The organism is Pseudomonas sp. BF-B-30, assembly GCF_019956305.1.
GTDB lineage: Bacteria > Pseudomonadota > Gammaproteobacteria > Pseudomonadales > Pseudomonadaceae > Aquipseudomonas > Aquipseudomonas jessenii.
On record NZ_JAHBDG010000007.1, the window covers coordinates 44,522 to 65,905 of the forward strand.

The window sequence follows — 21,384 nt, forward strand, 5'->3', positions numbered from 1 at the left end:
GTCAGCCTTTTTGCAGATCCAGGCAATAGGTGTAATAACCGGGGTCGCGCACCCAGCCCAGGGATTCATACAGACGCTGGGCGGTGACGTTGTCGGTGGCGGTTTCCAGGGTCATGCCTTTGCCACCGGCCAGCTTCGCAAAATCCCGGGCGGTGTTCATCAGCAAGGTGCCGACGCCTTTGCCCCGGGCGGCGGGCGTGGTGAACAGGTCACCGAGCAGCCAGGTGCGATGGGCGTCGATCGAGGAAAAGGTCGGGAACAGCTGGACGAAGCCGAGGTTTTCACCATCGCTGTCCCGGGCAAGAAAAATCACCGATTCATCCCGGGCGAGGCGCTCGGCGATAAAGGCGCGCGATTGCGAAAGGTTCGACGGCTGCTTGTAGAACATCCGGTAGGCGTCAAACAAAGGGGCGATCTGGTCGATGTGCGATGCGTCGGCGCGCAGGGCCTGAATAGCCATGAGGGTGCTCCATTGCGGTCTCAAGGAATTACAGACTAGCAATGGCGAGGCAACAGCGACGTAAAATTTTCTGAAAACACCGCCGCCTACTGTGGGAGCGGGCTTGCTCGCGAAGAGGCCGTGTCAGTCGACATAAATGTTGAATGACACGCCGCTTTCGCGAGCAAGCCCGCTCCCACATTAGGCTCCCACATTGGATTGCGGATTGCGGTCAGACCCGCACATTACGCCCCGGCAGCGAAGTACGCTGGCTGCTTTCCCAGCCCTCGACCAGCCCCACCGGCACATCCGCCGACGGCAACATCTGCACGCCACGCACCAGGTCGGATGCCCGCTCGGCGAGCATGATGGTCGGCGCATTGAGGTTGCCGTTCGGCTCGGTCGGGAACACCGACGAATCGATCACCCGCAGACCGGCGATACCACGCACGCGCAACTCGGAATCGACCACCGCCATGTCGTCCTCGCCCATGCGGCACGAACCGCACGGATGGTAGGTGCTTTCCAGGTTGTCGCGCACGAACGCGTCGAGGTCTTCATCGCTGGTTACTTGCGCCCCCGGGGCGATTTCGCCGTCGCGGAAGCGGTCCATGGCTTTCTGGCCGATGATCTCGCGGGTCAGGCGGATGCAGCGGCGGAAACCTTCGCGGTCCTCTTCCCGCTCCAGATAGTTGAAGCGGATTTCCGGATGCTCGTAAGGGTCGGCCGAGCGCACCCGCACGTAACCACGACTTTTCGGTTTGTTCGGCCCGGTGAGCACCATGAAGCCGTGGCCCTTGATCGGCTTGTTGCCGTCGTAGCGCATCGCTGCCGGCAGGAAGTGAAACTGGATGTCCGGCCAGCGCAGGCCCTTCTCGGAGCGAATGAAACCACCGGCCTCGAAATGGTTGGTGGCGCCCAGGCCGTCCTTGAACAGCAGCCAGCGCAGACCGATCATCAGCTTGCTCAGCGGATCCATCTTGCTGTTGAGGGTCACCGGCTCCTTGCAACCGAACTGGATGTACACCTCGGCGTGATCCTGCAGGTTCTCCCCTACCCCCGGCAGGTCATGGCGTACGCCGATCCCGGCCTTGCGCAGGACGTCCGCCGGGCCGATGCCCGAGCGTTGCAGCAGGTGCGGCGAACCGATCGGCCCGGACGAGATCAGCACTTCGCGGTTGCAATACACCTGGTGGGTCTGGCCGCCGTGGTCATACATGACCCCCACCGCACGCTTGCCTTCGAGGATGACCTGGCGCGTCATCGCATGGGTGATCACCGTCAGGTTCGGACGGCCCATGGCCGGGCGCAGATAGGCGTTGGCCGTGGAGCAGCGCACGCCGTTCTTCACAGTCATGTGCATGGCACCGAAACCTTCCTGCATGTAGCCGTTGCAGTCTTCGGTCTTGATGTAGCCAGCTTCCGCGCCGGCTTCGACCCAGGCACCGTACAGCGGGTTTTTCATGTGATTGCCGTTGGTGGTGTGCAGCGGCCCGGTTTGCCCGCGATAGCTATCACCACCCGACTCGTAGCTCTCGGCGCGCTTGAAGTACGGCAGGCAGTTGCGATAGCCCCAGCCTTCAGCACCCAGGGATTCCCACTCGTCAAAGTCCAGTGCATGGCCACGGATGTACACAAGGCCATTGATCGACGAAGAGCCGCCCAGCACCTTGCCCCGTGGGCAGTGAATGCGCCGGCCGTTGAGGTGGGTCTCCGGCTCGGTTTCGTAGCGCCAGTTGTACTTCTTGGTGTTCATCGGGATCGAGAATGCGCTCGGCATCTGGATCACTACGCTCTTGTCACTGCCGCCGAATTCCAGGACCAGCACCGAGGTGGCCGGGTCTTCGCTCAGGCGGTTGGCCAACACACAACCTGCCGAGCCTGCGCCAATGATGATGTAGTCGTATTTTTGCGTAGCCATGGTCATCTCCCGACCGTCGATTCAGTGAATACCGGCATAGGCTGCTGCTTGTGGGTCAGCGTGTCGCCGGTGGTGTATTGCGGGGAGTTTTTCTCAATCTGCTGGATCACCGCTTCTTCGCGCTTGAGGTCGATCGAGCGGCTCAGCCAGTAGTACGCCAGGCCCGATACGATCAGCCCGACCAGCCAGGCGATGTCGATGCTGCCCAGCGCCTTGGCGAGCGGACCGACATACACCTCGCGCTGTTCAACGCCGTCGAAGATGTAGAAGAACGGGATCATCGAGATAAAACCGATGGCATAAGCGGCGATACCGCGCAGTCCCCAGCTGCCGTAAATGTTGCCGTGGGGCATGAAGAAGTGCGGGATGGCGTAGCGGCCCTTGCGCACGAAGAAGTAGTCGGTGAGGTTGACCGAGGTCCAGGGCACCAGGAAGTACAGCATCACCACCAGGTAGATCCCCAATACCGACAGGCCTTTGCCGGAACTCTGGATGCTCAGGGCCACGCCCAGTTGCAGCAGGATCACGAAGCCGATGGCCAGGATGCGTGCCTTGCGGGTTGGCTCGATGTGCTTGATCGAGTCGACGCAGGTCAGCGTGGTCAGCTTGGCGCTGTAGATGTTCATCGCGATCACCGGCAGGAACGCCAGGATGGTGACGACCACCACCGCCGTGCCCACCAGCGGCGACACGGTGTTGCCGACTTGCCCGAGGGCCACCAGCACGTCAGTGGAGTGCAGGTGATCGGCCAGCCAGCCACCCACGGAAATCATCCACGCACCGGACAGCGACGCCCCAAGGAACACCACGGCGATCAGCTTGCCGCTGGAAGTATTCTTCGGCAGGTAGCGCGAGTAGTCCGACACATAAGGCGCATAGGCGATGTTGTAGCTGGCGGCCGCCGCAAACTGCGCGATGAAACCGGTCCAGTTGAAACCCAGCGGCTCCCGGGCCACTTCGCCCGCCGCCAGCGCCGGCATTACCGCGTCCGGCACCCAACCCATCAACACCGCCACAGTGACAAGGCCATACAGCGGCAGCGACAGGAACAACGCCCATTTGAAGCTGCGGTGCATCCAGTCATGGCCGAGAATCGCCAGCACCGCCGCCGGTATGGTCACCGCCACCGCGATCACCGCGGGGTTGAAGCCGAACAGCGTGTGCAGCCCCTGCATCATCAGCACCAGGTTGACGATGTTGAAACCGGCGAACACGAACAGCGTCGCCAACAGCACCAGGATCACCCCGCGATAACCGAACTGCGCGCGGGACTGGATCATCTGCGGCAGGCCAAGGTGCGGGCCTTGCGAGCCGTGAAACGCCATGAACAGCGTGCCGAACATGATGCCCAGCGTGCCGGCGAGCGTGGTCCAGAGCGCGGTCAGGCCGACGCTCGGGCCAACGAAGCCGATGGTCATGGTGAAGAAGGTGAAATTGCCGAGGAACCAGAACGGGCCCTGGCTCGACAGTTTGTCGGTGCGCTCGTTCTCGGGGATGAAGTCGATCGAATGCCCCTCGACGACGGATTTTTCGTCGAGGGCGGACACGCTCGTGGCGGACTTGGCGTTAGTGTTCATGACGGACTCTTATTGTTGGAAGATCATGACGAGATAACCGCGTTCTTTCGGGTGAACGACGCCCGGGAGCTTCCTTGCCGTTCCCGTTTTTCAAAGGCTCGATTGCCTTCAGCCCTAGTGCAAAACCTGTGGGAGCGGGCTTGCTCGCGAAAGCGGAGCACCAGCCGACATCAATGTTGGATGTGCCGGCCTCTTCGCGAGCAAGCCCGCTCCCACAAGGGGCGGGTCAGCCTGGCAGCGTGATCCACACCGCCTTGGTTTCGAGCAGGTAGTCGAGCTGCTCGGCGCCCAGGTCCTTGCCGAATCCGGACTGCTTGTAGCCACCGAACGGCATCGACGGATCGAGGGTGCCGTGGGCGTTGACGTAGACCGAACCGGCCTTGAGGCGCGGGATCAGGCTGTGCACTTTCCCGAGGTCGTTGGAATACAGTGCCGCCGCCAGGCCGTAAGGCGAGTCGTTGGCCAGGGCCAGCGCTTCTTCCTCGTCGTCGAACGGTGCGGTGACCAGTACCGGGCCGAAGATTTCTTCCTGGACAATGCGCATGTCGTTACGGCAATTAGCGAAGATGGTCGGCTCGACGAAGAAGCCAGGGCCATCGACCGGTTGACCGCCGTAGACCAGTTCGGCGCCTTCGGCCTTGCCGGTTTCGATGTACTCGGTCACGCGCTGCTTTTGCAGCGCCGAGACCAGCGGGCCGATGAAGCAGTCCGGGTCCAGGCCCGGGGCCATTTTCAGGGTGCGCGTGTAGGCGATCAGCTCACGCAGGAATTCGTCGTAGACACTGCTATGAATATAGGCCCGTGTACCGGCGTCGCATACCTGCCCGGAGTTGAAAAACACGCCGTTGGCGACTGCTTGGGCGGCGGCCGGGATGTCGGCGTCGGCACAGACGATGACCGGTGATTTACCACCGAGTTCGAGGGTCAGCCGCTTCATGTCATCCAGCGCTGCGCGGCCGACAGTCTGGCCGACCGGGGTCGATCCGGTGAAGGTCAGTTTGTCGATGCCGGGATGGGTGGCCATGGCCGCGCCGACCACGCTGCCGCGCCCGGTGACGATGTTGATCACGCCGTCAGGGATGCCCGCTTCCTGCACCAGTTCAGCGAAACGCAGGGCCGACAACGAAGTCAGTTCGGCGGGCTTGACCACCACGGTGCAACCGGTGGCCAGCGCCGCGCCGAGTTTCCAGGCCATGGTTTGCAGCGGGAAATTCCACGGCACGATGGCGCCGACGACACCCACCGCTTCCTTGCGGGTATAGGCCAGGTAATTACCCGGCAGCGAAGGTTCGACGGTACGCCCGTGCAACTTGGTGGCCCAGCCGGCGAAGTAACGCAGGGTATCGACGGTGCCCTGGATGTCAACGTCCTTGGCGAAGGCAACCGATTTGCCCATGTCGATCGATTCGATTTGCGCCAGCTCAGCAGCGTTCTGCTCGATCAGGTCGGCCAGGCGCTGCATCATGCGCTCGCGTTCCGCAGGTTTGGCCTGGCGCCAGGCGCCGCCGTCGAACTGGGCGCGGGCGGCTTGCACGGCGCGGTCCAGGTCATCGGTGGTGCCCATGGGAATGCGGGTGATCAGGCCTTCGGTCGAGGGCTCGATCACATCGGAGGTTTCGCCGTTGCTGGCCTCGACCCAGGCGCCGCCGATGAACATTTTCTGGACCTTGCCGAGGAAGGTCTGGGTGGCTTCGCTGACGCCGAATTTTTGCAGGTAACTTTTGACGATCGTGTCCATTTTTGTTCTCTCTGCCCGGCAGTCAGGGCCTGCCGGGTCACTGGTTTCGATGATCAGGCTGATGCGGTTTCGCTTTCGGCGGCCGCCCGCACCTTGCCTCGTTCGTGGAAGATGAAACCGATGCTGTTGAGCAGCAGTTGTGCGGCCAGGATCGAGGTCATGCCGGTCGGGTCGTAGACCGGAGCCACTTCCACCAGGTCCATGCCGACGATGTTGCCCTTGCTGCGCTTGGCCAGGGCCTGGATGATTTCCAGCACTTCGTAGTAGAGGAAGCCACCGTGGCTCGGGGTGCCGGTGCCGGGGGCGATGGACGGGTCGAAACCGTCAATGTCGATGGTGATGTAGTAGTTGATGTTCTGCGGGATCAGCGCCAGCACGCCTTCGACACCGAGACGACGCACATCGCGCACCGAGAGGATTTTCGAGCCGGCTTCGTGGGCCGCTTCGTAGTCATCACGGTTGGACGACGACACGTTGCGAATGCCCATTTGGGTCATGCCGACAATGTGGTTCATTTCCGAGGCGCGGCGCAGCGGGTTGCCGTGGCCATAGCGAACACCGTGGCGCTCGTCGACGAAATCCAGGTGCGCATCGAAGTGAATGATGTGGATCGGGCCTCGGCCTTCGAAGGCCTTGATCACTGGTGCGTGCACCGAATGGTCGCCGCCGAGAACAACCGGCATAACACCAGCGTCGAGGATCTTGCGCACGGCGTATTCGGTGTTCTTGTTGCTGGTAGCCATGTCGGTGTGGACGATGTCGGCATCACCGACGTCAACCATGCGCACGTCCGATGCGGTGAGGTACATCACGTCATCTTCATGATCGTAGGCGCCGGCGTGGCCGAAGGAAAACAGCGTCGATGCTTCACGAATCCCGCGTGGTCCGAAGCGTGCGCCGGAGCGCCACTGGGTGCCCATGTCGTTGGGCACGCCGAGCACCGCGACGTCGGCATCCAGTGCATCCCAATCGGTGCACACCGGGGATTTGCCAAAGGTGCAATGACCCACGAATGGCAGGTTCAGGCGACCGGATTCATAACCGTTGTTCGACATTTCTAGCCTCTCCACTTCTTGTTATCGGCTTGACGGACTGCAAGGCGACCGCCGTTGGAAAGACTATGGGCGCAGGTTTTCGTGGAAAAAATGCTAAACATCAGATACTCATATCGGCATTCCCGATGCATCCACATGCCGGAGGTTCAAGATGATCCAGCTGCACGACGTCGACCTGAAACTGCTCAGGGTGTTTGCCACGATTGTGCGCTGTGGCGGTTTCTCGGCCGCGCAGGCAGCGTTGAATGCCGGACAGTCGACCATCAGCGAACAGATGACCCACCTGGAAACCCGTCTTGGGGTGAAACTCTGCCAGCGTGGGCGCAGCGGCTTTCGCCTGACCGAACAAGGGGTGGCGATTCATGAAGCCACCCAGCGCCTGCTGTCGGCGGTGGAAAACTTCTGCATGGACGCCGACGTGCTCAAGCAGCACATCAGCGGCAAGCTCAACCTGGGGATCATCGACACCACGATTACCGACCCCGACTCGCCGATTCCGCGCACCACACAGCGCTTCGTCTCCCGCGGGCATGACGTGCACCTGAACGTGTACGTCGGCACCCCGGCGGAACTCGAAGAACGGGTGCTCGACGGTCGCCTGCACCTGGCCATCGGGCACTTCCCGATCCATGTGCCGGGCCTGCTGCAATCACCGCTGTACCAGGAAGCGCTGGGTTTGTATTGCGGCCGGCGACACCCGTTGTTCGGCAGCCAGGCCGAGGGCGCCGAGCTGCTCGAAGAGGTCGGCGCGGGGCGCATCGTCGTGCGCGGCTACATGCAGCAATACGACCTGGAACACCTGGGTATCACCAAAGCGGCGGCCACCGTGGACAACATCGAGGCGTCGGCCATCCTGATCATCTCCGGCGCTTATGTGGGTTTCCTGCCGGAGCACTTCGCCAGCCAGTGGGTGAAAAGCGGCGAGATGCACCAACTGGCACCCGCGAGCCTGCGCCTGAAATCACCGTTCGACGTGATCACCCGTCGCGGCACGGCACCACCGCCGATCCTCCAGGCGTTCCTGGAAGACCTGGCCGCCAGCGCCCGTAAAACCGGCCAGCTGTGATGTGACACTCGCCAAATTGAAAATTTGCCGGGCATACTGATTCGGTTCGCCAACCTTGCAGGCCCGTCATGCGCATCCACGTCACCTTCATCGACCGCGTCGGAATCACCCAGGAAGTGCTGGCCCTGCTCGGTGGACGCAGTTTCAATCTGGACGCCGTGGAGATGGTGCCGCCGAACGTCTACATCGATGCGCCAACCCTCGGCGCCGAGGTGCTGGAGGAGTTGCGCGAGGCGCTTTTCGGTGTGCGCGGCGTGCAAGCGGTGACCATGGTCGACATCCTTCCGGGGCAACGCCGGCGCCTGCAACTGGACGCGTTGCTGGCAGCCAGTTCCGACCCGGTGCTGGCGGTGGATGACCGAGGTCATGTGCTGCTGGCCAACCCGGCGCTGATCGCCCTGTGCGGGCGCGAACCGGCCGGTGAATCGCTGACCGCGCTGTTCGACGATGCCGATTTGCAACGCACCTTGATCGCTCACCATTTCCGCCTGCCGATGCACGAGGTCAGCCTCGGTGGCCAGACCTTGCTCCTCGACGCGATGCCGATCACCGACGCCGGCGCCCTGCTCACCTTGTATCAACCCAATCGCATCGGCGAACGCCTGTCGGCACTGCACCATGACCATGCCGAAGGCTTCGATGCACTGCTCGGCGAATCACCGCCGATTCGCGCGCTCAAGGCGCGTGCGCAACGGGTGGCGGCCCTCGATGCGCCGCTGTTGATCCAGGGCGAAACCGGCACCGGCAAGGAGCTGGTGGCCCGCGCCTGCCACGCCATCAGCCCACGGCACGACGCGCCTTTTCTGGCCCTGAACTGCGCGGCACTGCCGGAGAGCCTGGCCGAAAGCGAGCTGTTCGGCTACGCCCCCGGCGCCTTCACCGGCGCGCAACGGGGTGGCAAGCTCGGCCTGCTGGAACTGGCGGACCAGGGCACGGTGTTCCTCGATGAAGTCGGGGAAATGTCGCCGTACCTGCAAGCCAAGTTGCTGCGTTTTTTGAGCGATGGCTGCTTCCGTCGGGTCGGTGGCGATAAAGAGGTCCGGGTCAATGTGCGGGTGCTCAGCGCGACCCACCGCGACCTGGAAAAAATGGTCGCCGAAGGGCGTTTTCGCGAAGACCTGTTCTACCGTCTCAATGTGCTCAACCTGCAAGTACCGCCGCTGCGCGAGCGCGGTCACGACATCCTGTTGATGGCCAATCACTTCATGCAACAGGCCTGTGCGCAGATCCAGCGACCGGCGTGTCGTTTGGCACCGAGCACCTTCAGCGCCCTGCTCGGCAACCGCTGGCCGGGCAATGTGCGGCAATTGCAGAACGTGATCTTCCGTGCAGCGGCGATTTGCGAAAATCCGCTGGTGGACATCGACGATCTGGACATCGCCCGCACGGCGGTAGAGCGGCAGAACGACGGCGAAGTCGGTAGCCTGGAAGAGGCCGTTGGCGACTTTGAGAAGAACCTGCTGGAACAGCTTTATCGCAGCTATCCGTCCAGTCGGTTGCTGGCGGCGCGGTTGCAGACGTCCCATAGCGCCATTGCGATTCGCCTGCGCAAGTACGGGATTCCCAATAAACCCTGAACCTGGCTCGGTCAAAAATGTGGGAGCGGGCTTGCTCGCGAAAGCGGTCGGTCAGACAACATCGATATTGGCTGCGATGACGCCTTCGCGAGCAAGCCCGCTCCCACAGGGGCTCAGTGTTGTTGCCGAGCTCTCCGTCTTCAAATCGATACAGCGTAGCGAAATCAAGACAAAACCTTTTCCACCCACAATTACGGCGTCCGCACCCACAGCCCGGGTTTCCTGTATTCATTTCAATACAGCCGAAATCTCCAACGCCTTACAGAATCACTTCAAGCCATTGATTTAAAACAAATAAAAAACATTGGCACCACCCTTGCTATCACTCCTCCAACCCCGCTCGTCGCCCCGCCACGAGCCTTAAAACAATAAGGAGTTGAGATGAGCGAATTGCGTTTTACCGTCGATCACGAATGGCTGCGCCTTGAGAGCAATGGCCTGGTCACCGTCGGCATCACGGCGTTTGCCCAGCAGGCGCTGGGGGATGTGGTATTCGTTCAGGTGCCTGAGCTGGGCGCCTTCGATGCAGGCGCTGAAGTGTCAGTGCTGGAATCGGTGAAAGCCGCCAGCAGTATCGGCATGCCGCTGGACGGTGAAGTGGTCGAGATCAACGCGACACTGGAGAACACCCCGGAACTGGTCAACGAAGACCCATTGGGCGAAGGCTGGTTCTTTCGCTTCAAACCGGTCGATGTCCAGGCGTTGAGCGATCTACTGGATCAAGACGCCTATGAACGCCTGACCGCAGAACACGCCGACGCTTGAAGCCCCCTACGCATTTCCCGAATCCGAAAAAGGACCACACCATGTTCAGCAAGCACGACCAGATCAAAGGCTATGACGACGAACTGCTGGCGGCGATGAACGCCGAGGATGCACGGCAGGAACACCATATCGAACTGATCGCCTCGGAGAACTACACCAGCCAGCGGGTGATGCAAGCCCAGGGCAGCGGCCTGACCAACAAGTACGCCGAAGGCTATCCGGGCAAGCGCTATTACGGCGGTTGCGAGCACGTCGATGTGGTCGAGCAACTGGCCATCGACCGCGCCAGGCAGCTGTTCGGTGCCGATTATGCCAACGTCCAGCCGCACTCCGGCAGCCAGGCCAACGCGGCGGTTTATCTGGCCCTGCTGCAAGCCGGCGACACCGTGCTCGGCATGAGCCTGGCCCACGGCGGTCACCTGACCCACGGCGCCAAGGTGAGTTTTTCCGGCAAGCTGTACAACGCCGTGCAATACGGCATCGACACCACCACGGGCCTGATCGATTACGACGAAGTCGAGCGCCTGGCGGTCGAACACAAGCCGAAGATGATCATCGCCGGGTTCTCGGCCTATTCGAAGACCCTGGACTTCCCGCGCTTCCGTCAGATCGCGGACAAGGTCGGCGCGTACTTTTTCGTCGACATGGCCCACGTCGCCGGCCTGGTGGCGACCGGTCTGTACCCCAATCCCCTGCCCTACGCCGACGTGGTCACCACCACCACCCACAAGACCCTGCGCGGCCCCCGTGGCGGTCTGATTCTGGCCAAGGCCAATCCGGAACTGGAGAAGAAGCTCAACGCCGCGGTGTTCCCAGGTGGTCAGGGTGGCCCGCTGATGCACGTGATCGCCGCCAAGGCCGTGTGCTTCAAGGAAGCGCTGGAGCCGGCATTCAAGACCTATCAGTCGCAGGTGATCCGCAACGCTCAGGCCATGGCGCAGGTGTTTATCGAGCGTGGTTATGACGTGGTGTCCGGCGGCACCGACAACCATCTGTTCCTGGTCAGCCTGATCCGCCAGGGCCTGACCGGCAAGGACGCCAACGCCGCCCTCGGTCGCGCCGGCATCACCGTGAACAAGAACGCCGTGCCCAACGATCCGCAATCGCCGTTCGTGACCTCCGGCCTGCGCATCGGTACCCCGGCGATCACCAGCCGTGGCTTCAAGGAGGCGCAGAGCATTGCCTTGGCCGGCTGGATCTGCGACATCCTCGATCACCTGGGTGATGCCGATGTGGAGGCTCAGGTCGCTCAACAAGCTGCTGCCTTGTGCGCGGACTTCCCGGTCTACCGCGACTGATCACACCACACAAAACCCCTTGTGGGAGCGGGCTTGCTCGCGAAGGCGGTGTGTCAGTCAACATTAATTTCAACTGACACTCCCTCTTCGCGAGCAAGCCCGCTCCCACAGGTTTCGTGCCCATTGCTGCAAAAGGAAAGCATCATGAACGCCATTGTCGAGTCGACCGGCAACAGCCCAGCCAAAGTGGAGGTCGGCACCAAACTGCGCGGTGCGCAAAAGGTTGCGCGGATTCCGGTGAAGATCATTCCCACGGATGAATTCCCGCGCAAACCCGACTGGATTCGCGTGCGCATGCCGATCTCTCCCGAGGTCGACCGCATCAAGCAACTGTTGCGCAAACACAAGCTGCACAGCGTCTGCGAAGAGGCGTCCTGCCCTAACTTGGGCGAGTGCTTCTCCGGTGGCACCGCGACCTTCATGATCATGGGCGACATCTGCACCCGTCGCTGTCCGTTCTGCGATGTCGGCCATGGCCGGCCCAAGCCGCTGGACGCCAACGAGCCGATGAACCTGGCCGTGGCCATCGCCGAGCTGCGCCTGAAGTACGTGGTGATCACCTCGGTGGACCGTGACGATTTGCGCGACGGCGGCGCCCAACACTTTGTCGATTGCCTGCGCGAGATCCGCAAGCTGTCGCCCGGCATTCAACTGGAAACCCTGGTGCCGGATTATCGCGGACGCATGGACGTGGCCCTGGCGATCACCGCCCATGAGCCGCCGGATGTGTTCAACCACAACCTGGAAACGGTACCGCGCCTGTACAAGGCCGCGCGGCCGGGTTCGGACTTCGAGTGGTCGCTGGACCTGCTGCAGAAATTCAAGCAGATGATGCCGCACATTCCGACCAAGTCCGGCCTGATGCTGGGTCTGGGCGAGACCGACGAAGAAGTCATCGAAGTCATGCAGCGCATGCGCGAGCACGACATCGACATGCTGACCCTCGGTCAGTATCTGCAACCGTCCCGCAGTCACTTGCCGGTACAGCGCTTCGTGCACCCGGACACCTTTGCCTGGTTTGCCGAAGAAGGCACGCGCATGGGCTTCAAGAACGTGGCGTCCGGGCCGCTGGTGCGTTCGTCCTATCACGCCGATCAACAACTCCATGGAGGTACGGACGGTTTCAAGCCATGATGGAATGACTGGTCATGCATGGAGCCGTTCCCGATGTCGCGTTCACCCTGTCTGATGTTGCTGTGCCTGAGCCTTGCCACGCCGTGCATGGCCGACGAGTCGAAACCCGGGCACATGGTGTATGTGCGCAGCGTCGACCCGGGCATCGCGCAGGACATCCGCTACGCTAGCGCGCACAACTTCACCGGGCACCCGCTCGACGGCTACCAGGCGGCGGAGTGCCTGCTGTCGCAGGACGCGGCGAAGGCGTTAGCCCGAGTGCAAAACTCACTGAAAGCCGAAGGCTACGGCTTGAAGGTATTCGACTGCTATCGCCCGACCCGCGCGGTGGTGGACATGGGCCGCTTCGCCAGCGAACCCGGCGACCCGCTCAAGACCGAGTTCTATCCACGGGTCGACAAGCAGGACTTCTGGCGCCTGGGTTATGTCGCGCGGGTGTCCAATCACTCTCGAGGCAACACCGTCGACCTGACCCTGACCGGCCCCGACGCCCTGCCCGCCGACACCTGGACACCTTCGGCGATACCGGCGGATTGCACCGCCCCCTATGGCGAGCGCTGGCACGACGGCGCGCTCGACATGGGCACCGGTTTCGATTGCTTCGATGAGCGGGCGCACACCGACTCGGCGCTGATCAACGCCACGGCCAAGGCCAATCGCCAGCGGCTGACCAGTGCCATGGCCAAGGAAGGCTTTGTGGGTTATTCGGCCGAGTGGTGGCACTTCACGTACAGTGGGAATCCGCCGAAGCCGGACGTCATGAACTTCCCCATCACGCCGCTCGCACCATGAACATTCTCTTCAAGCCCCTGTTGGTGGCGTTTTTTCCGCTGGCCGCCATGGCCCAGGGACTCGACGGCAGTGACCAACTGATCGTGGTCACCAGTAAAGGCTGGGATGACATCCAGGGTACTGCCCAACGCTATGAACGGCACGGGCAGACCTTGCAGAAGTTCGAAGCGCCCTTTGCAGTGGTGCTCGGCAAGAATGGCATGGGCTGGGGCAAGGGCCAACTCAACCCCGGGCGGCCTGAAGGGCCGATCAAAAAGGAAGGCGACGGCAAGGCGCCGGCCGGGATGTTCAGCCTGGGCACGGCGTTTGGCTACGAGCCTTCGGCCAATACCCGCCTGCCCTACCTGGCGCTGACAGCGACCATCGAATGCGTGGACGACAGCCAGTCGGCTCGCTACAACGAGCTGGTCGACAGCTCGGTCATTGCAAGAGACTGGAACAGTTCCGAACGCATGCGCCGCAGCGATGACTTGTATCGCCAGGGCATTTTCATCCGGCACAACACCCTGGCCACTCCCGCTGCCGGATCATGCATTTTCTTCCACATCTGGCGCGGACCCACCGCACCGACTCGCGGCTGCACCGCCATGGCCCCGGCGGATATCGCGCGGTTGTTCAACTGGCTGGACCCGGGAAAATCCCCGATGCTGGTGCAATTGCCCGAAGCGCAGTACGAACAGTTGCGCCAGCGCTGGGAACTTCCCGAACGCGAGTAAACGCTGAACCCTGTGGCGAGGGGGCTTGTCGGAACGCCGCATCGCCCCGTTGGGGCACGAAGTGCACCCAAAAAAGGGACTGCTACGCAGTCCAACGGGGGCAAGCCCCCTCGCCACAAAAGCCCCCTCGCCACAAATGCGGGAATTAACCCCGCTCAACCACCACGCCACTCATCGACGGCTTGGCCAGCGCGTAATAGATCACACCCGGCACCAGCAACCCGACGATCCAGGAAATATCCACGCCGCCCAGCTGCGCAACCATCGGCCCGGAGTAGAAATGGGTGTCGACAAAGGGCAACTGGATCAATACGCCGATCACGTACACGCTGATCCCCAGCACGTTCCAGCGACCGTAGCGCCCGTTCGGGTCGGACAACGCAGGAATGTCGTAACGTTCCTTGTTGATGAAGTAGTAATCCACCAGGTTGATCGCGCTCCAGGGGGTGAAGAACGTCAGCAAGAACAGGATGAAGTACTTGAACGAGTTGAGGAACGAGTACTGCCCCAGCAATGCCAGCGCGGTGGACGCCGCGACGATCAGCAGCACAAACAGCATGCGCTGGCGGGCGGTGATTTCCAGGCGACGACGAAAGCCGCTGATGATGGTGGCGATGCACATGAAACTGCCATAGGCGTTGAGGGTGGACACCGTGACCTTGCCGAACACAATGCTCAGGTACAGCAAGGACGCGATCACACCGCTACTGCCCAGGCCGACAATGGTCGCCACTTCGTGCCCACGGAAATTCGCCCCGGCCAGTGCGGCGGCGAACACCCCCAGCACCATCGAAGTCTGGGCCCCCAGCACGGTGCCAAGGCCCACGGCGGCGAAGGTTTTCCACGATGAGGTCTTGCTCGGCAGGTAACGTGAGTAGTCCGCCACGTAGGGGCCGAAGGCGATCTGCCAGGATGCCGAGAGCGAAACCGCCAGCAGGAAGGTGCTCCAGCCAAAATGACGATTGTCGAGCAGCAAGCCGATGTCGTTGAGGGTCATCAACCGGGTGAACAGGTAGGCGAACGCGATGATCCCCAGCACGCTGGCCACCCGCCCGACCAAGTGAATCACCCGATAACCGAAGATCGTCAGGAACGCGATGCACGCGGCGAAAATCAGGATGCCGGCGCTGTCGCTGACGCTGATCAATTGCGCAATCGCCTGCCCCGACAGCACCGCGCCGGTGGCGCTGAAACCGAGGTACATCAGGCACACCAGCACAATCGGGATTGCCGCGCCATACACCCCGAACTGCACTCGGCTGGAGATCATTTGCGGCAGCCCGAGCTTCGGACCTTGCGCCGCGTGCAGCGCCACTACGGCACCACCCAGCACCTGCCCGATCAGCAAGCCGATCAGTGACCAGAACACATCGCCGCCCAGCACCACGGCGAGGGCGCCGGTGACGATGGCGGTGATCTGCAGGTTGGCGCCTAGCCACAAGGTGAACTGGCTATAGAGGCTGCCGTGACGCTCAGCCTCGGGAATGAAATCGATCGAGCGAGTCTCGATCAGCGGACTTCGTTGCGCACTCATGACGATGTTTCCTTTGAGGAACTGTTTTTGTTGTCAGGGATGGAAGTTAGAACGTCTTGGTTGCACTGGCTACAACCGTTGCAGAGCAGAGGTCGTCATACCCGTACCAACTGGCGCACTCGCTTTTCGACAAGTCCGTGTCGATATAGCTCAGGCCCCAGGTGACGCCGACGAAGTCGCGGGTCAGCTTGGCTTCCCACTCGTAGTAAGACTCACGGCTATCGCCATTGGCGGACCAGAACGCGGGGTCATTTACATCGTTGCGCCCAAAGCGCAGGTCCAGGCCGACTTCGGCCGGCAAATCGATTTTGTAGCCCAGGTAGGTGTAAAGAGTGTCCTGGTCCTCGCCGAAGAAGTTCGGCGTGTCCTTGGAGTAATAGGCACCCAGCTTCACGCCGTACAGGTCGAGGACGGCGTAGACCTCGCTGAGGTTGAAGTCGGAATTTTTCGGGTAGTCGTACTTGATGTAGCCCAGATCCAGGCTGATGGCATCCGTCGCCTGCCAGTAATAACCGGCGTAGTACTCAAGCTCCTGGCGGGTATCGAAGCCGCCGCCGAAATCCACGTTGGAGGTCCAGGCTCCGATGTACAGGCCGCTGCTGTGCAACAGCGTTGCGCCGCCCTGTACTGCCGGATCGCCCAGGGTTTGCGAGATGCCCCGGGTGCGGTAATCGCTGACCACGCCCAAGGTCATGTCCAGGCTGAAATCATCGTTGAGGGTCAGGGCCTGGCTGCTCAGGGGGATCAATGCCAGTGTCGCGAGGGTCAATGCTGAAAGTGCGTTCATACAATTCTCTTGTTGTTATGGCGTACGGGAATTTCAGGCATGGCGATGCCAGGCCCCTCGCGCTACGAGGGGCTGGCGGTTTTTGCGTGTGCTGGGTGTACGCAGGTCAGGACGCGGGGGCGTAGACCTGCTTGCCGGCGAAGAAGGTGTTCAGGACTTTGGTTTCGAACAGTTCGTCATCGCTGACTTTGAACACATCGCGGTCGAGGATGATCAGGTCGGCCTGCTTGCCCGGTGCCAGCGAACCGATCTGCTGATCCAGGCGCAGGGTTTTCGCCGCGTTGATGGTGTAGGCGTAGAACATGGTCTGGCGGTCGATGCTTTCCTTGGCATTGAGTACACCCAACGGCCCCTTGCGCGTGCTGGCCTGGGCAATGGCGTTGAACGGATTGGCGCTCGACACCGGCCAGTCGCTGCCACCGGCAATCGTCGCGCCGGCGTTATGCAAGGACCGCGCGGGATACTGGTAACCGTAGGCAAAGGCGCTGATGTAAGGCTTGACCAGCTCGACGGTGTAGGACTCGCCAGTGGCCCACAGCAGCTGCATCGAGGCAATCACGCCCAGTTGCTTGAAGCGCGCAAACTCCTTGGGATTGACCAGTTGCAGGTGCGCGATGCTGTGGGGCACAGGTGTCGGGCTGAGCTTGCGCGCATACGCCACGCCATTGAGCGCTTCACGCACCGCGCGGTCGCCGACGGCATGCATGTGCACGATCCAGCCGCGTTTTTCCGCTGCCACTACCAGTTCGCCAAAGTGCGCCGGGTCGGTCAGCAGCTGACCGTCCTTGTGGCTGTTCTTGTACGGCACGACGACCGCCGCTGTTTGCCCCGGGAATTCGAGAATGCCGTCGACAAACACCTTGACGCCGGGGAACGTCAGGTTAGGCACGCCCTCGAACTGTTTCATTACTGTGGCGATCACCTCCAGGTCGGCAGGTTTGCTCTTCGGATTGGTGACCATCAGCGCGGCGACGTGGGCACTGAGTTCGCCGTTCTGTGCCAGTTCCTTGTACAGCGGCAGCACGCCGACACTTTCGGCGGTGGCATGGAAATCGAACAGCGAATCCTCACTGCCGCCGTTCGCCGCCGCGTCCATCCAGGCGGTGACGCCGAATTGATTGTTGATCTTCACCGCCTCGCGAGCGGCCTTGAGCATGGCCTCCGGGCTGGGCGCCGGAATCCCGTTACGCACCACGTCCCAGCGGGATTCGGCAAAGTAGCCGTTAGGAGTGAAGTCCGCTTCATGGCCGATGTAACCGCGTTCCTTTTCCGGCAGGCTCTTGACCAGCGCCGCGTCGATGTCCAGGCGTTTGAGCATCGCGTTGTTGGCCCAACCGGTGTGCCCGTCGATGCCACTGAAGACAATCGGTTGATCCGCCCAGCGTCCCTGGTTGAACACCTTGCCCAGTTCACGGCTTTTCTCCCAGTAAGCCGAACTGACCCCGGCCACGCTGATCACATCACCGGCGCGTGCGCGTCCAGCCTTGTCTTCCTCGATCAACCATTGCTCCAGTTCCGGCAAGGGTTTGACCTCGTCCAGCAGGTTGGCTTTCATGCTGTCGAAAGCGCCCACCACCGGGTGGCTGTGGGTGTCGATCATGCCCGGCATCAACACTTTGCCCGCCAAGTCGATGCGCTGGGTCTTGGCATCGGCCAGGGCATTGATTTCGGCATCGCTGCCCACTTTCAGAATCTTGCCGTCTTGCACCGCAACAGCCTGCACCAGCGCCTGGCCGGGTTCGGCGGTAAAGACCTTGCCGTTGAACAACACCAGGTCAGCGGCGGCCATCGCCTGCACCGACGACAAGGCCAACGCGGCGGCCAACAGGTTTGGAATGAATCGCATCGGAACGCTCTCTAGTTTTTATTGGACGGATCGAGAAGTGACAACTTGGGAAACAACCTGTGGCGCCAGTCCCAGGAACGGCGCCTTGGCCCACACGACCTTGCCGCCGACCAGCGTCAGCAGCACGTCATTACGGCCCAGCTCCTCCTCGGGCACCTGCATGAAGTTCTTGTCGAGCACGATCAGGTCAGCGAACTTGCCGACTTCGACCGAGCCCAGCACCGCGTCCAGCTTCAGCTGTTCGGCGGAACTGAGGGTGATGCTGCGCAGCACCTCGGCTCGCGACAGCGCCGGATCGGCGTTGAGTCGCCCGGCATACTTGGGCCCATAGCTGTGCGGATTGGTCGGATCGCCCGAACGGGTGACACCGACTTTCAGCGCCAGGAACTCGTCGAGGGGATCGACCGGCCAATCGCTGCCGAACGCCACTCGGCCGCCGGCATGGGCGATGCTGCCGGAAGGCTCCATGCGCTCGAATCGCTCGGCACCGAGGTGATCGCTGGTTCCGTCGACCGTGGACGGGGCCTGCTGCGCCCACTGGAACGACATGGTGGCGGTGACGTCCAGTGCCTTGAAACGTGCGTAATCGGCAGGGTCGACTGACTCGGCGTGAGCGATGGCCGGGCGGAAGTCTTGACCGGGCAGTTGCTGACGCACGTAGGCAACGCTGTCCAGAGCGTCGCGCACCGCGCGCTCGCCGGTGGCGTGCAGGTGCGGATCGAGACCGGCCTTGACCGCTTGCAGCACCAGCGGATTGAGCACCTGCGGCGGGAAGTACAGCTCGCCCAGGTTCTTGCCCGGCGTCCACTGCGGCGCCTTGTCGGTACCGCTGTTGTGCAGGTACGGGGTCAACATGGCGCCGGTGTCCGCCGGGGCGTTGATGATGCCGTCCATGAACAGTTTGACGTGGCGCATGTTCACGCCCGGTGCGACCTTCACCTCACCCTGGTCGTAGGTGCTGGCCAGGGCCTTGGCCTCGGCGATGGTTTTCACCGGGTCGGCGGCCGCGGCGGCCGGGTCCAGCTTGATCGCCAGCAAGGCCCGGGCGGTCAGTTCGCCGGACTGTTGCAGGCGGGTGAAGGCCTTGCCGTTTTCCGGCCCCGCCAGCGCATCGAAGAAACTGGTGATGCCTTGCTGGCGCATGGCGTCGAGCGCCGCTCGCATCTGATTGAGTTTTTCCGCGTCGGTCGCCGGCGGCACCACGGCGGCCAACGATTCGGCGGCGCCGTCTTCACAAATACCGTTCGGGTTGCCGGCGCTGTCGCGTCGGTATTTGCCGTCCTCGGGGTCGGCGGTGTTCTTGTTGATCCCGGCCAGTTCCAGCCCGCGGGAGTTGGTCAGCACGGTGTGGAAATCGGTGGAGCGCACCTGGATCGGACGCTGGGTCTTGAGCGCGTCCAGGGTCGATTTGTCGGCGTCGCCGTCGAGCCCGGTCATGCCCATGCGGTCCCAGCTGCCCACTTCCAGCCAGACGTCCGGGCCCTTGTCCTTGTCGGCATCGAGGCAGGCCTGGATGCTCGCCTGAAACTGCGCGCGGGTCATGGTCTGGTATTTCAGGTCGCACAAGGTCATGGCGCGACCACCATCCCCGGGGTGCATGTGTGCATCGACGAAGCCCGGCATCAGCATGCGTCCGGCCAGGTCGATCAGTTGTGTCTGCTTGCCGATGTAGCCGTCGACCCCGGCATCGCTGCCGACGTAGACGATCTTGCCACCCGAAATGGCGATGGCCTGCTGCACGGAATTCTGGCCATCGACGGTGTAGACGTAGCCATTGCGCATGACCGTGTCGGCGGGCGCCGCGCCCAATGCCATGCAGGAAAACGCCGTTGTCGACGCAACGGCGATGAACAACCTGGAAAGTCTCAAATGCCTCACCCCTGTTCTTATTGTTTTGAAGCGGCCCGAAGCGACTGCGCAAGCCCTTGTATAGACAGGGCCTACCCTATAGGGCGCGGCGCGCGAATGGACCTCTGCAAATGAGGAGGGGTCAGGCAAATAATTGAAACGGCGGGGATCAGTCCCGGCGCACGGACTCCGTCAGCGCACCCGGTGAACGCAGGACGGAGCCCAGTTCCACCTTGCTTTTCACACCGAGCTGCAAGTAGCAGTTACGCAGGTAGGTGCGCACGGTCGACGGGCTCAAGGCGAGCATTCTGGCGATTTCCTTGTAGGAGTGGCCCGCGGCGAACAGCATCGCCGCCGTGCGCTCCCGAGGTGCCAGGCCGTCCCCGCCCGACGGTGCTTCGAGGGACAGGATGACGTGTTCGGCGTTGGGGCTCAGGGTCAGGGCGCAGCGGCCCAGACGAATCACGCAGGGGGCTTTGGACAATTGCGCGATTACCTCCGGTGGCAGCGTGGAACCGCTCCAGCCGGGCAGTTCGCGCTGGATGGCGACGCACAGCCTGGCCCCCACATAGAGCAGACTGCCGTCCATGCGCGCGACACCAAAATCACTCGCGCCGTTTTCGCTGTCGAAGCGAATCATGTCCTGCACCTGAAACCGCCACAGCTGGAACAGGTGATCGCAGAACGCCGAAAACAGCTCGGCTTCGTTCTCCTCGAACGCCTGTTCATCCTGCCCCCGGTAGAGGCAGACGAAAAACATCAGGCCGCTTTCGGGCAATTCGTAGGTGATGCTCATCAGGTGATAGAGGTCGAAGCGCCGGGCGAAATCATTGACCGCCTCGCAAGGGTCGTTGAAACCCGTGTCGCACACCACCTCACCGGGACGATTGAGCGTGGCGTAGGAGAACTGATCGTTGGCCGCCACCGGATGCCATTCGGCGGCAAAGGATTCAGGAAGATTGATGCTGCCATGCATCCAGCTTTGCATGGGCACCTCAGGACCTGGTGCAGACATTTCGCCCCACCAGGCAGATGCGAAGGGCACCAGCTGACCGAATGCCTGCAGGCCATCGGCGATGAACCGCGACGCCCCGCTCTCCCGCGCCAGCCGGCCCAGGTGCAATACGCAATGATTGAACGCCTTCAGCGTGGCCAACGACCCGTCGTCGCCGACCTTGTTCCCCTCCTCCATCATGACGATCCCGTTCACTGCATGGTCTGTTGCCGGGACGATGCCATAGCGCCGGGAATGGCGTCCAGTTCGCCGTGACATCAGCAGTTACAACAACCG

General features: G+C 62.1%; 17 protein-coding genes. 7 read left to right on the forward strand and 10 right to left on the reverse strand.

Features of this window, described 5'->3' with window-relative positions; all coding sequences use genetic code 11:
* Window position 1: 1 nt before the first annotated feature.
* The 5 genes from KGB29_RS04425 to speB form a co-directional block, all read right to left on the reverse strand.
* The gene (locus KGB29_RS04425) at window positions 2-460 is read right to left on the reverse strand and encodes a GNAT family N-acetyltransferase (protein ID WP_150814720.1); all 459 of its coding nucleotides are present in this window, start codon (window positions 458-460) and stop codon (window positions 2-4) included.
* Window positions 461-671: 211 nt separating this feature from the next.
* Window positions 672-2,360, reverse strand: a complete 1,689-nt coding sequence (gene betA / locus KGB29_RS04430) for a choline dehydrogenase (protein ID WP_090457955.1) — start codon at window positions 2,358-2,360, stop codon at window positions 672-674.
* A gap of 2 nt (window positions 2,361-2,362) precedes the next feature.
* Window positions 2,363-3,937, reverse strand: coding sequence for a purine-cytosine permease family protein (locus KGB29_RS04435; protein ID WP_057714208.1), 1,575 nt, complete (start codon window positions 3,935-3,937; stop codon window positions 2,363-2,365).
* 226 nt (window positions 3,938-4,163) lie between these two features.
* Window positions 4,164-5,675: an aldehyde dehydrogenase family protein gene (locus KGB29_RS04440; protein WP_150814722.1), complete on the reverse strand. Its 1,512-nt coding sequence runs from the start codon at window positions 5,673-5,675 to the stop codon at window positions 4,164-4,166.
* A gap of 53 nt (window positions 5,676-5,728) precedes the next feature.
* Window positions 5,729-6,730: an agmatinase gene (gene speB / locus KGB29_RS04445; RefSeq protein ID WP_057714206.1), complete on the reverse strand. Its 1,002-nt coding sequence runs from the start codon at window positions 6,728-6,730 to the stop codon at window positions 5,729-5,731.
* A 151-nt stretch (window positions 6,731-6,881) separates the two neighbouring features.
* Between speB and KGB29_RS04450 the strand changes: the two genes are divergently transcribed.
* The 7 genes from KGB29_RS04450 to KGB29_RS04480 all read left to right on the forward strand — a co-directional run bounded on the left by KGB29_RS04450 (window position 6,882) and on the right by KGB29_RS04480 (window position 14,078).
* Window positions 6,882-7,796, forward strand: a complete 915-nt coding sequence (locus KGB29_RS04450) for a LysR family transcriptional regulator (protein WP_150814723.1) — start codon at window positions 6,882-6,884, stop codon at window positions 7,794-7,796.
* A 68-nt stretch (window positions 7,797-7,864) separates the two neighbouring features.
* On the forward strand, window positions 7,865-9,373 hold the full coding sequence (locus KGB29_RS04455) for a sigma-54-dependent transcriptional regulator (RefSeq protein WP_150814724.1): 1,509 nt from the start codon (window positions 7,865-7,867) through the stop codon (window positions 9,371-9,373).
* 381 nt (window positions 9,374-9,754) lie between these two features.
* Window positions 9,755-10,138: a glycine cleavage system protein GcvH gene (gcvH, locus tag KGB29_RS04460; RefSeq protein WP_057714203.1), complete on the forward strand. Its 384-nt coding sequence runs from the start codon at window positions 9,755-9,757 to the stop codon at window positions 10,136-10,138.
* Between the two features lie 41 nt (window positions 10,139-10,179).
* Window positions 10,180-11,436, forward strand: a complete 1,257-nt coding sequence (glyA, locus tag KGB29_RS04465; protein ID WP_150814725.1) for a serine hydroxymethyltransferase — start codon at window positions 10,180-10,182, stop codon at window positions 11,434-11,436.
* 144 nt (window positions 11,437-11,580) lie between these two features.
* Window positions 11,581-12,570, forward strand: a complete 990-nt coding sequence (gene lipA, locus KGB29_RS04470; RefSeq protein ID WP_150814726.1) for a lipoyl synthase — start codon at window positions 11,581-11,583, stop codon at window positions 12,568-12,570.
* Between the two features lie 33 nt (window positions 12,571-12,603).
* The gene (locus KGB29_RS04475) at window positions 12,604-13,362 is read left to right on the forward strand and encodes a M15 family metallopeptidase (RefSeq protein ID WP_150814727.1); all 759 of its coding nucleotides are present in this window, start codon (window positions 12,604-12,606) and stop codon (window positions 13,360-13,362) included.
* A complete protein-coding gene (locus KGB29_RS04480) occupies window positions 13,359-14,078 on the forward strand; it encodes a L,D-transpeptidase (RefSeq protein WP_150814728.1) in 720 nt (239 codons plus the stop codon). Before KGB29_RS04475 ends, KGB29_RS04480 begins: the two co-directional genes overlap by 4 nt.
* Window positions 14,079-14,223: 145 nt before the next feature.
* Here KGB29_RS04480 and KGB29_RS04485 read toward each other — a convergent pair whose 3' ends face one another.
* The 5 genes from KGB29_RS04485 to KGB29_RS04505 form a co-directional block, all read right to left on the reverse strand.
* Entirely contained in the window at window positions 14,224-15,612 is a 1,389-nt protein-coding gene (locus KGB29_RS04485) for a purine-cytosine permease family protein (RefSeq protein ID WP_150814729.1), read from the reverse strand.
* A gap of 46 nt (window positions 15,613-15,658) precedes the next feature.
* On the reverse strand, window positions 15,659-16,399 hold the full coding sequence (locus tag KGB29_RS04490) for a TorF family putative porin (RefSeq protein ID WP_150814730.1): 741 nt from the start codon (window positions 16,397-16,399) through the stop codon (window positions 15,659-15,661).
* 106 nt (window positions 16,400-16,505) lie between these two features.
* On the reverse strand, window positions 16,506-18,245 hold the full coding sequence (locus KGB29_RS04495; protein WP_150814731.1) for an amidohydrolase: 1,740 nt from the start codon (window positions 18,243-18,245) through the stop codon (window positions 16,506-16,508).
* An 18-nt stretch (window positions 18,246-18,263) separates the two neighbouring features.
* A complete protein-coding gene (locus KGB29_RS04500) occupies window positions 18,264-20,060 on the reverse strand; it encodes an amidohydrolase (RefSeq protein WP_150814749.1) in 1,797 nt (598 codons plus the stop codon).
* A gap of 202 nt (window positions 20,061-20,262) precedes the next feature.
* Complete coding sequence (locus tag KGB29_RS04505) at window positions 20,263-21,285, reverse strand: helix-turn-helix transcriptional regulator (protein WP_150814750.1); 1,023 nt, start codon at window positions 21,283-21,285, stop codon at window positions 20,263-20,265.
* Window positions 21,286-21,384 lie beyond the last annotated feature (99 nt).

Coding starts and splice junctions, on each gene's coding strand:
- KGB29_RS04425 (WP_150814720.1), bottom strand. CDS start 460: ATGGCTATTCAGGCCCTGCGCGCCGACGCATCGCACATCGACCAGATC.
- betA (WP_090457955.1), bottom strand. CDS start 2,360: ATGGCTACGCAAAAATACGACTACATCATCATTGGCGCAGGCTCGGCA.
- KGB29_RS04435 (WP_057714208.1), bottom strand. CDS start 3,937: ATGAACACTAACGCCAAGTCCGCCACGAGCGTGTCCGCCCTCGACGAA.
- KGB29_RS04440 (WP_150814722.1), bottom strand. CDS start 5,675: ATGGACACGATCGTCAAAAGTTACCTGCAAAAATTCGGCGTCAGCGAA.
- speB (WP_057714206.1), bottom strand. CDS start 6,730: ATGTCGAACAACGGTTATGAATCCGGTCGCCTGAACCTGCCATTCGTG.
- KGB29_RS04450 (WP_150814723.1), top strand. CDS start 6,882: ATGATCCAGCTGCACGACGTCGACCTGAAACTGCTCAGGGTGTTTGCC.
- KGB29_RS04455 (WP_150814724.1), top strand. CDS start 7,865: ATGCGCATCCACGTCACCTTCATCGACCGCGTCGGAATCACCCAGGAA.
- gcvH (WP_057714203.1), top strand. CDS start 9,755: ATGAGCGAATTGCGTTTTACCGTCGATCACGAATGGCTGCGCCTTGAG.
- glyA (WP_150814725.1), top strand. CDS start 10,180: ATGTTCAGCAAGCACGACCAGATCAAAGGCTATGACGACGAACTGCTG.
- lipA (WP_150814726.1), top strand. CDS start 11,581: ATGAACGCCATTGTCGAGTCGACCGGCAACAGCCCAGCCAAAGTGGAG.
- KGB29_RS04475 (WP_150814727.1), top strand. CDS start 12,604: ATGTCGCGTTCACCCTGTCTGATGTTGCTGTGCCTGAGCCTTGCCACG.
- KGB29_RS04480 (WP_150814728.1), top strand. CDS start 13,359: ATGAACATTCTCTTCAAGCCCCTGTTGGTGGCGTTTTTTCCGCTGGCC.
- KGB29_RS04485 (WP_150814729.1), bottom strand. CDS start 15,612: ATGAGTGCGCAACGAAGTCCGCTGATCGAGACTCGCTCGATCGATTTC.
- KGB29_RS04490 (WP_150814730.1), bottom strand. CDS start 16,399: ATGAACGCACTTTCAGCATTGACCCTCGCGACACTGGCATTGATCCCC.
- KGB29_RS04495 (WP_150814731.1), bottom strand. CDS start 18,245: ATGCGATTCATTCCAAACCTGTTGGCCGCCGCGTTGGCCTTGTCGTCG.
- KGB29_RS04500 (WP_150814749.1), bottom strand. CDS start 20,060: ATGGCATTGGGCGCGGCGCCCGCCGACACGGTCATGCGCAATGGCTAC.
- KGB29_RS04505 (WP_150814750.1), bottom strand. CDS start 21,285: ATGGAGGAGGGGAACAAGGTCGGCGACGACGGGTCGTTGGCCACGCTG.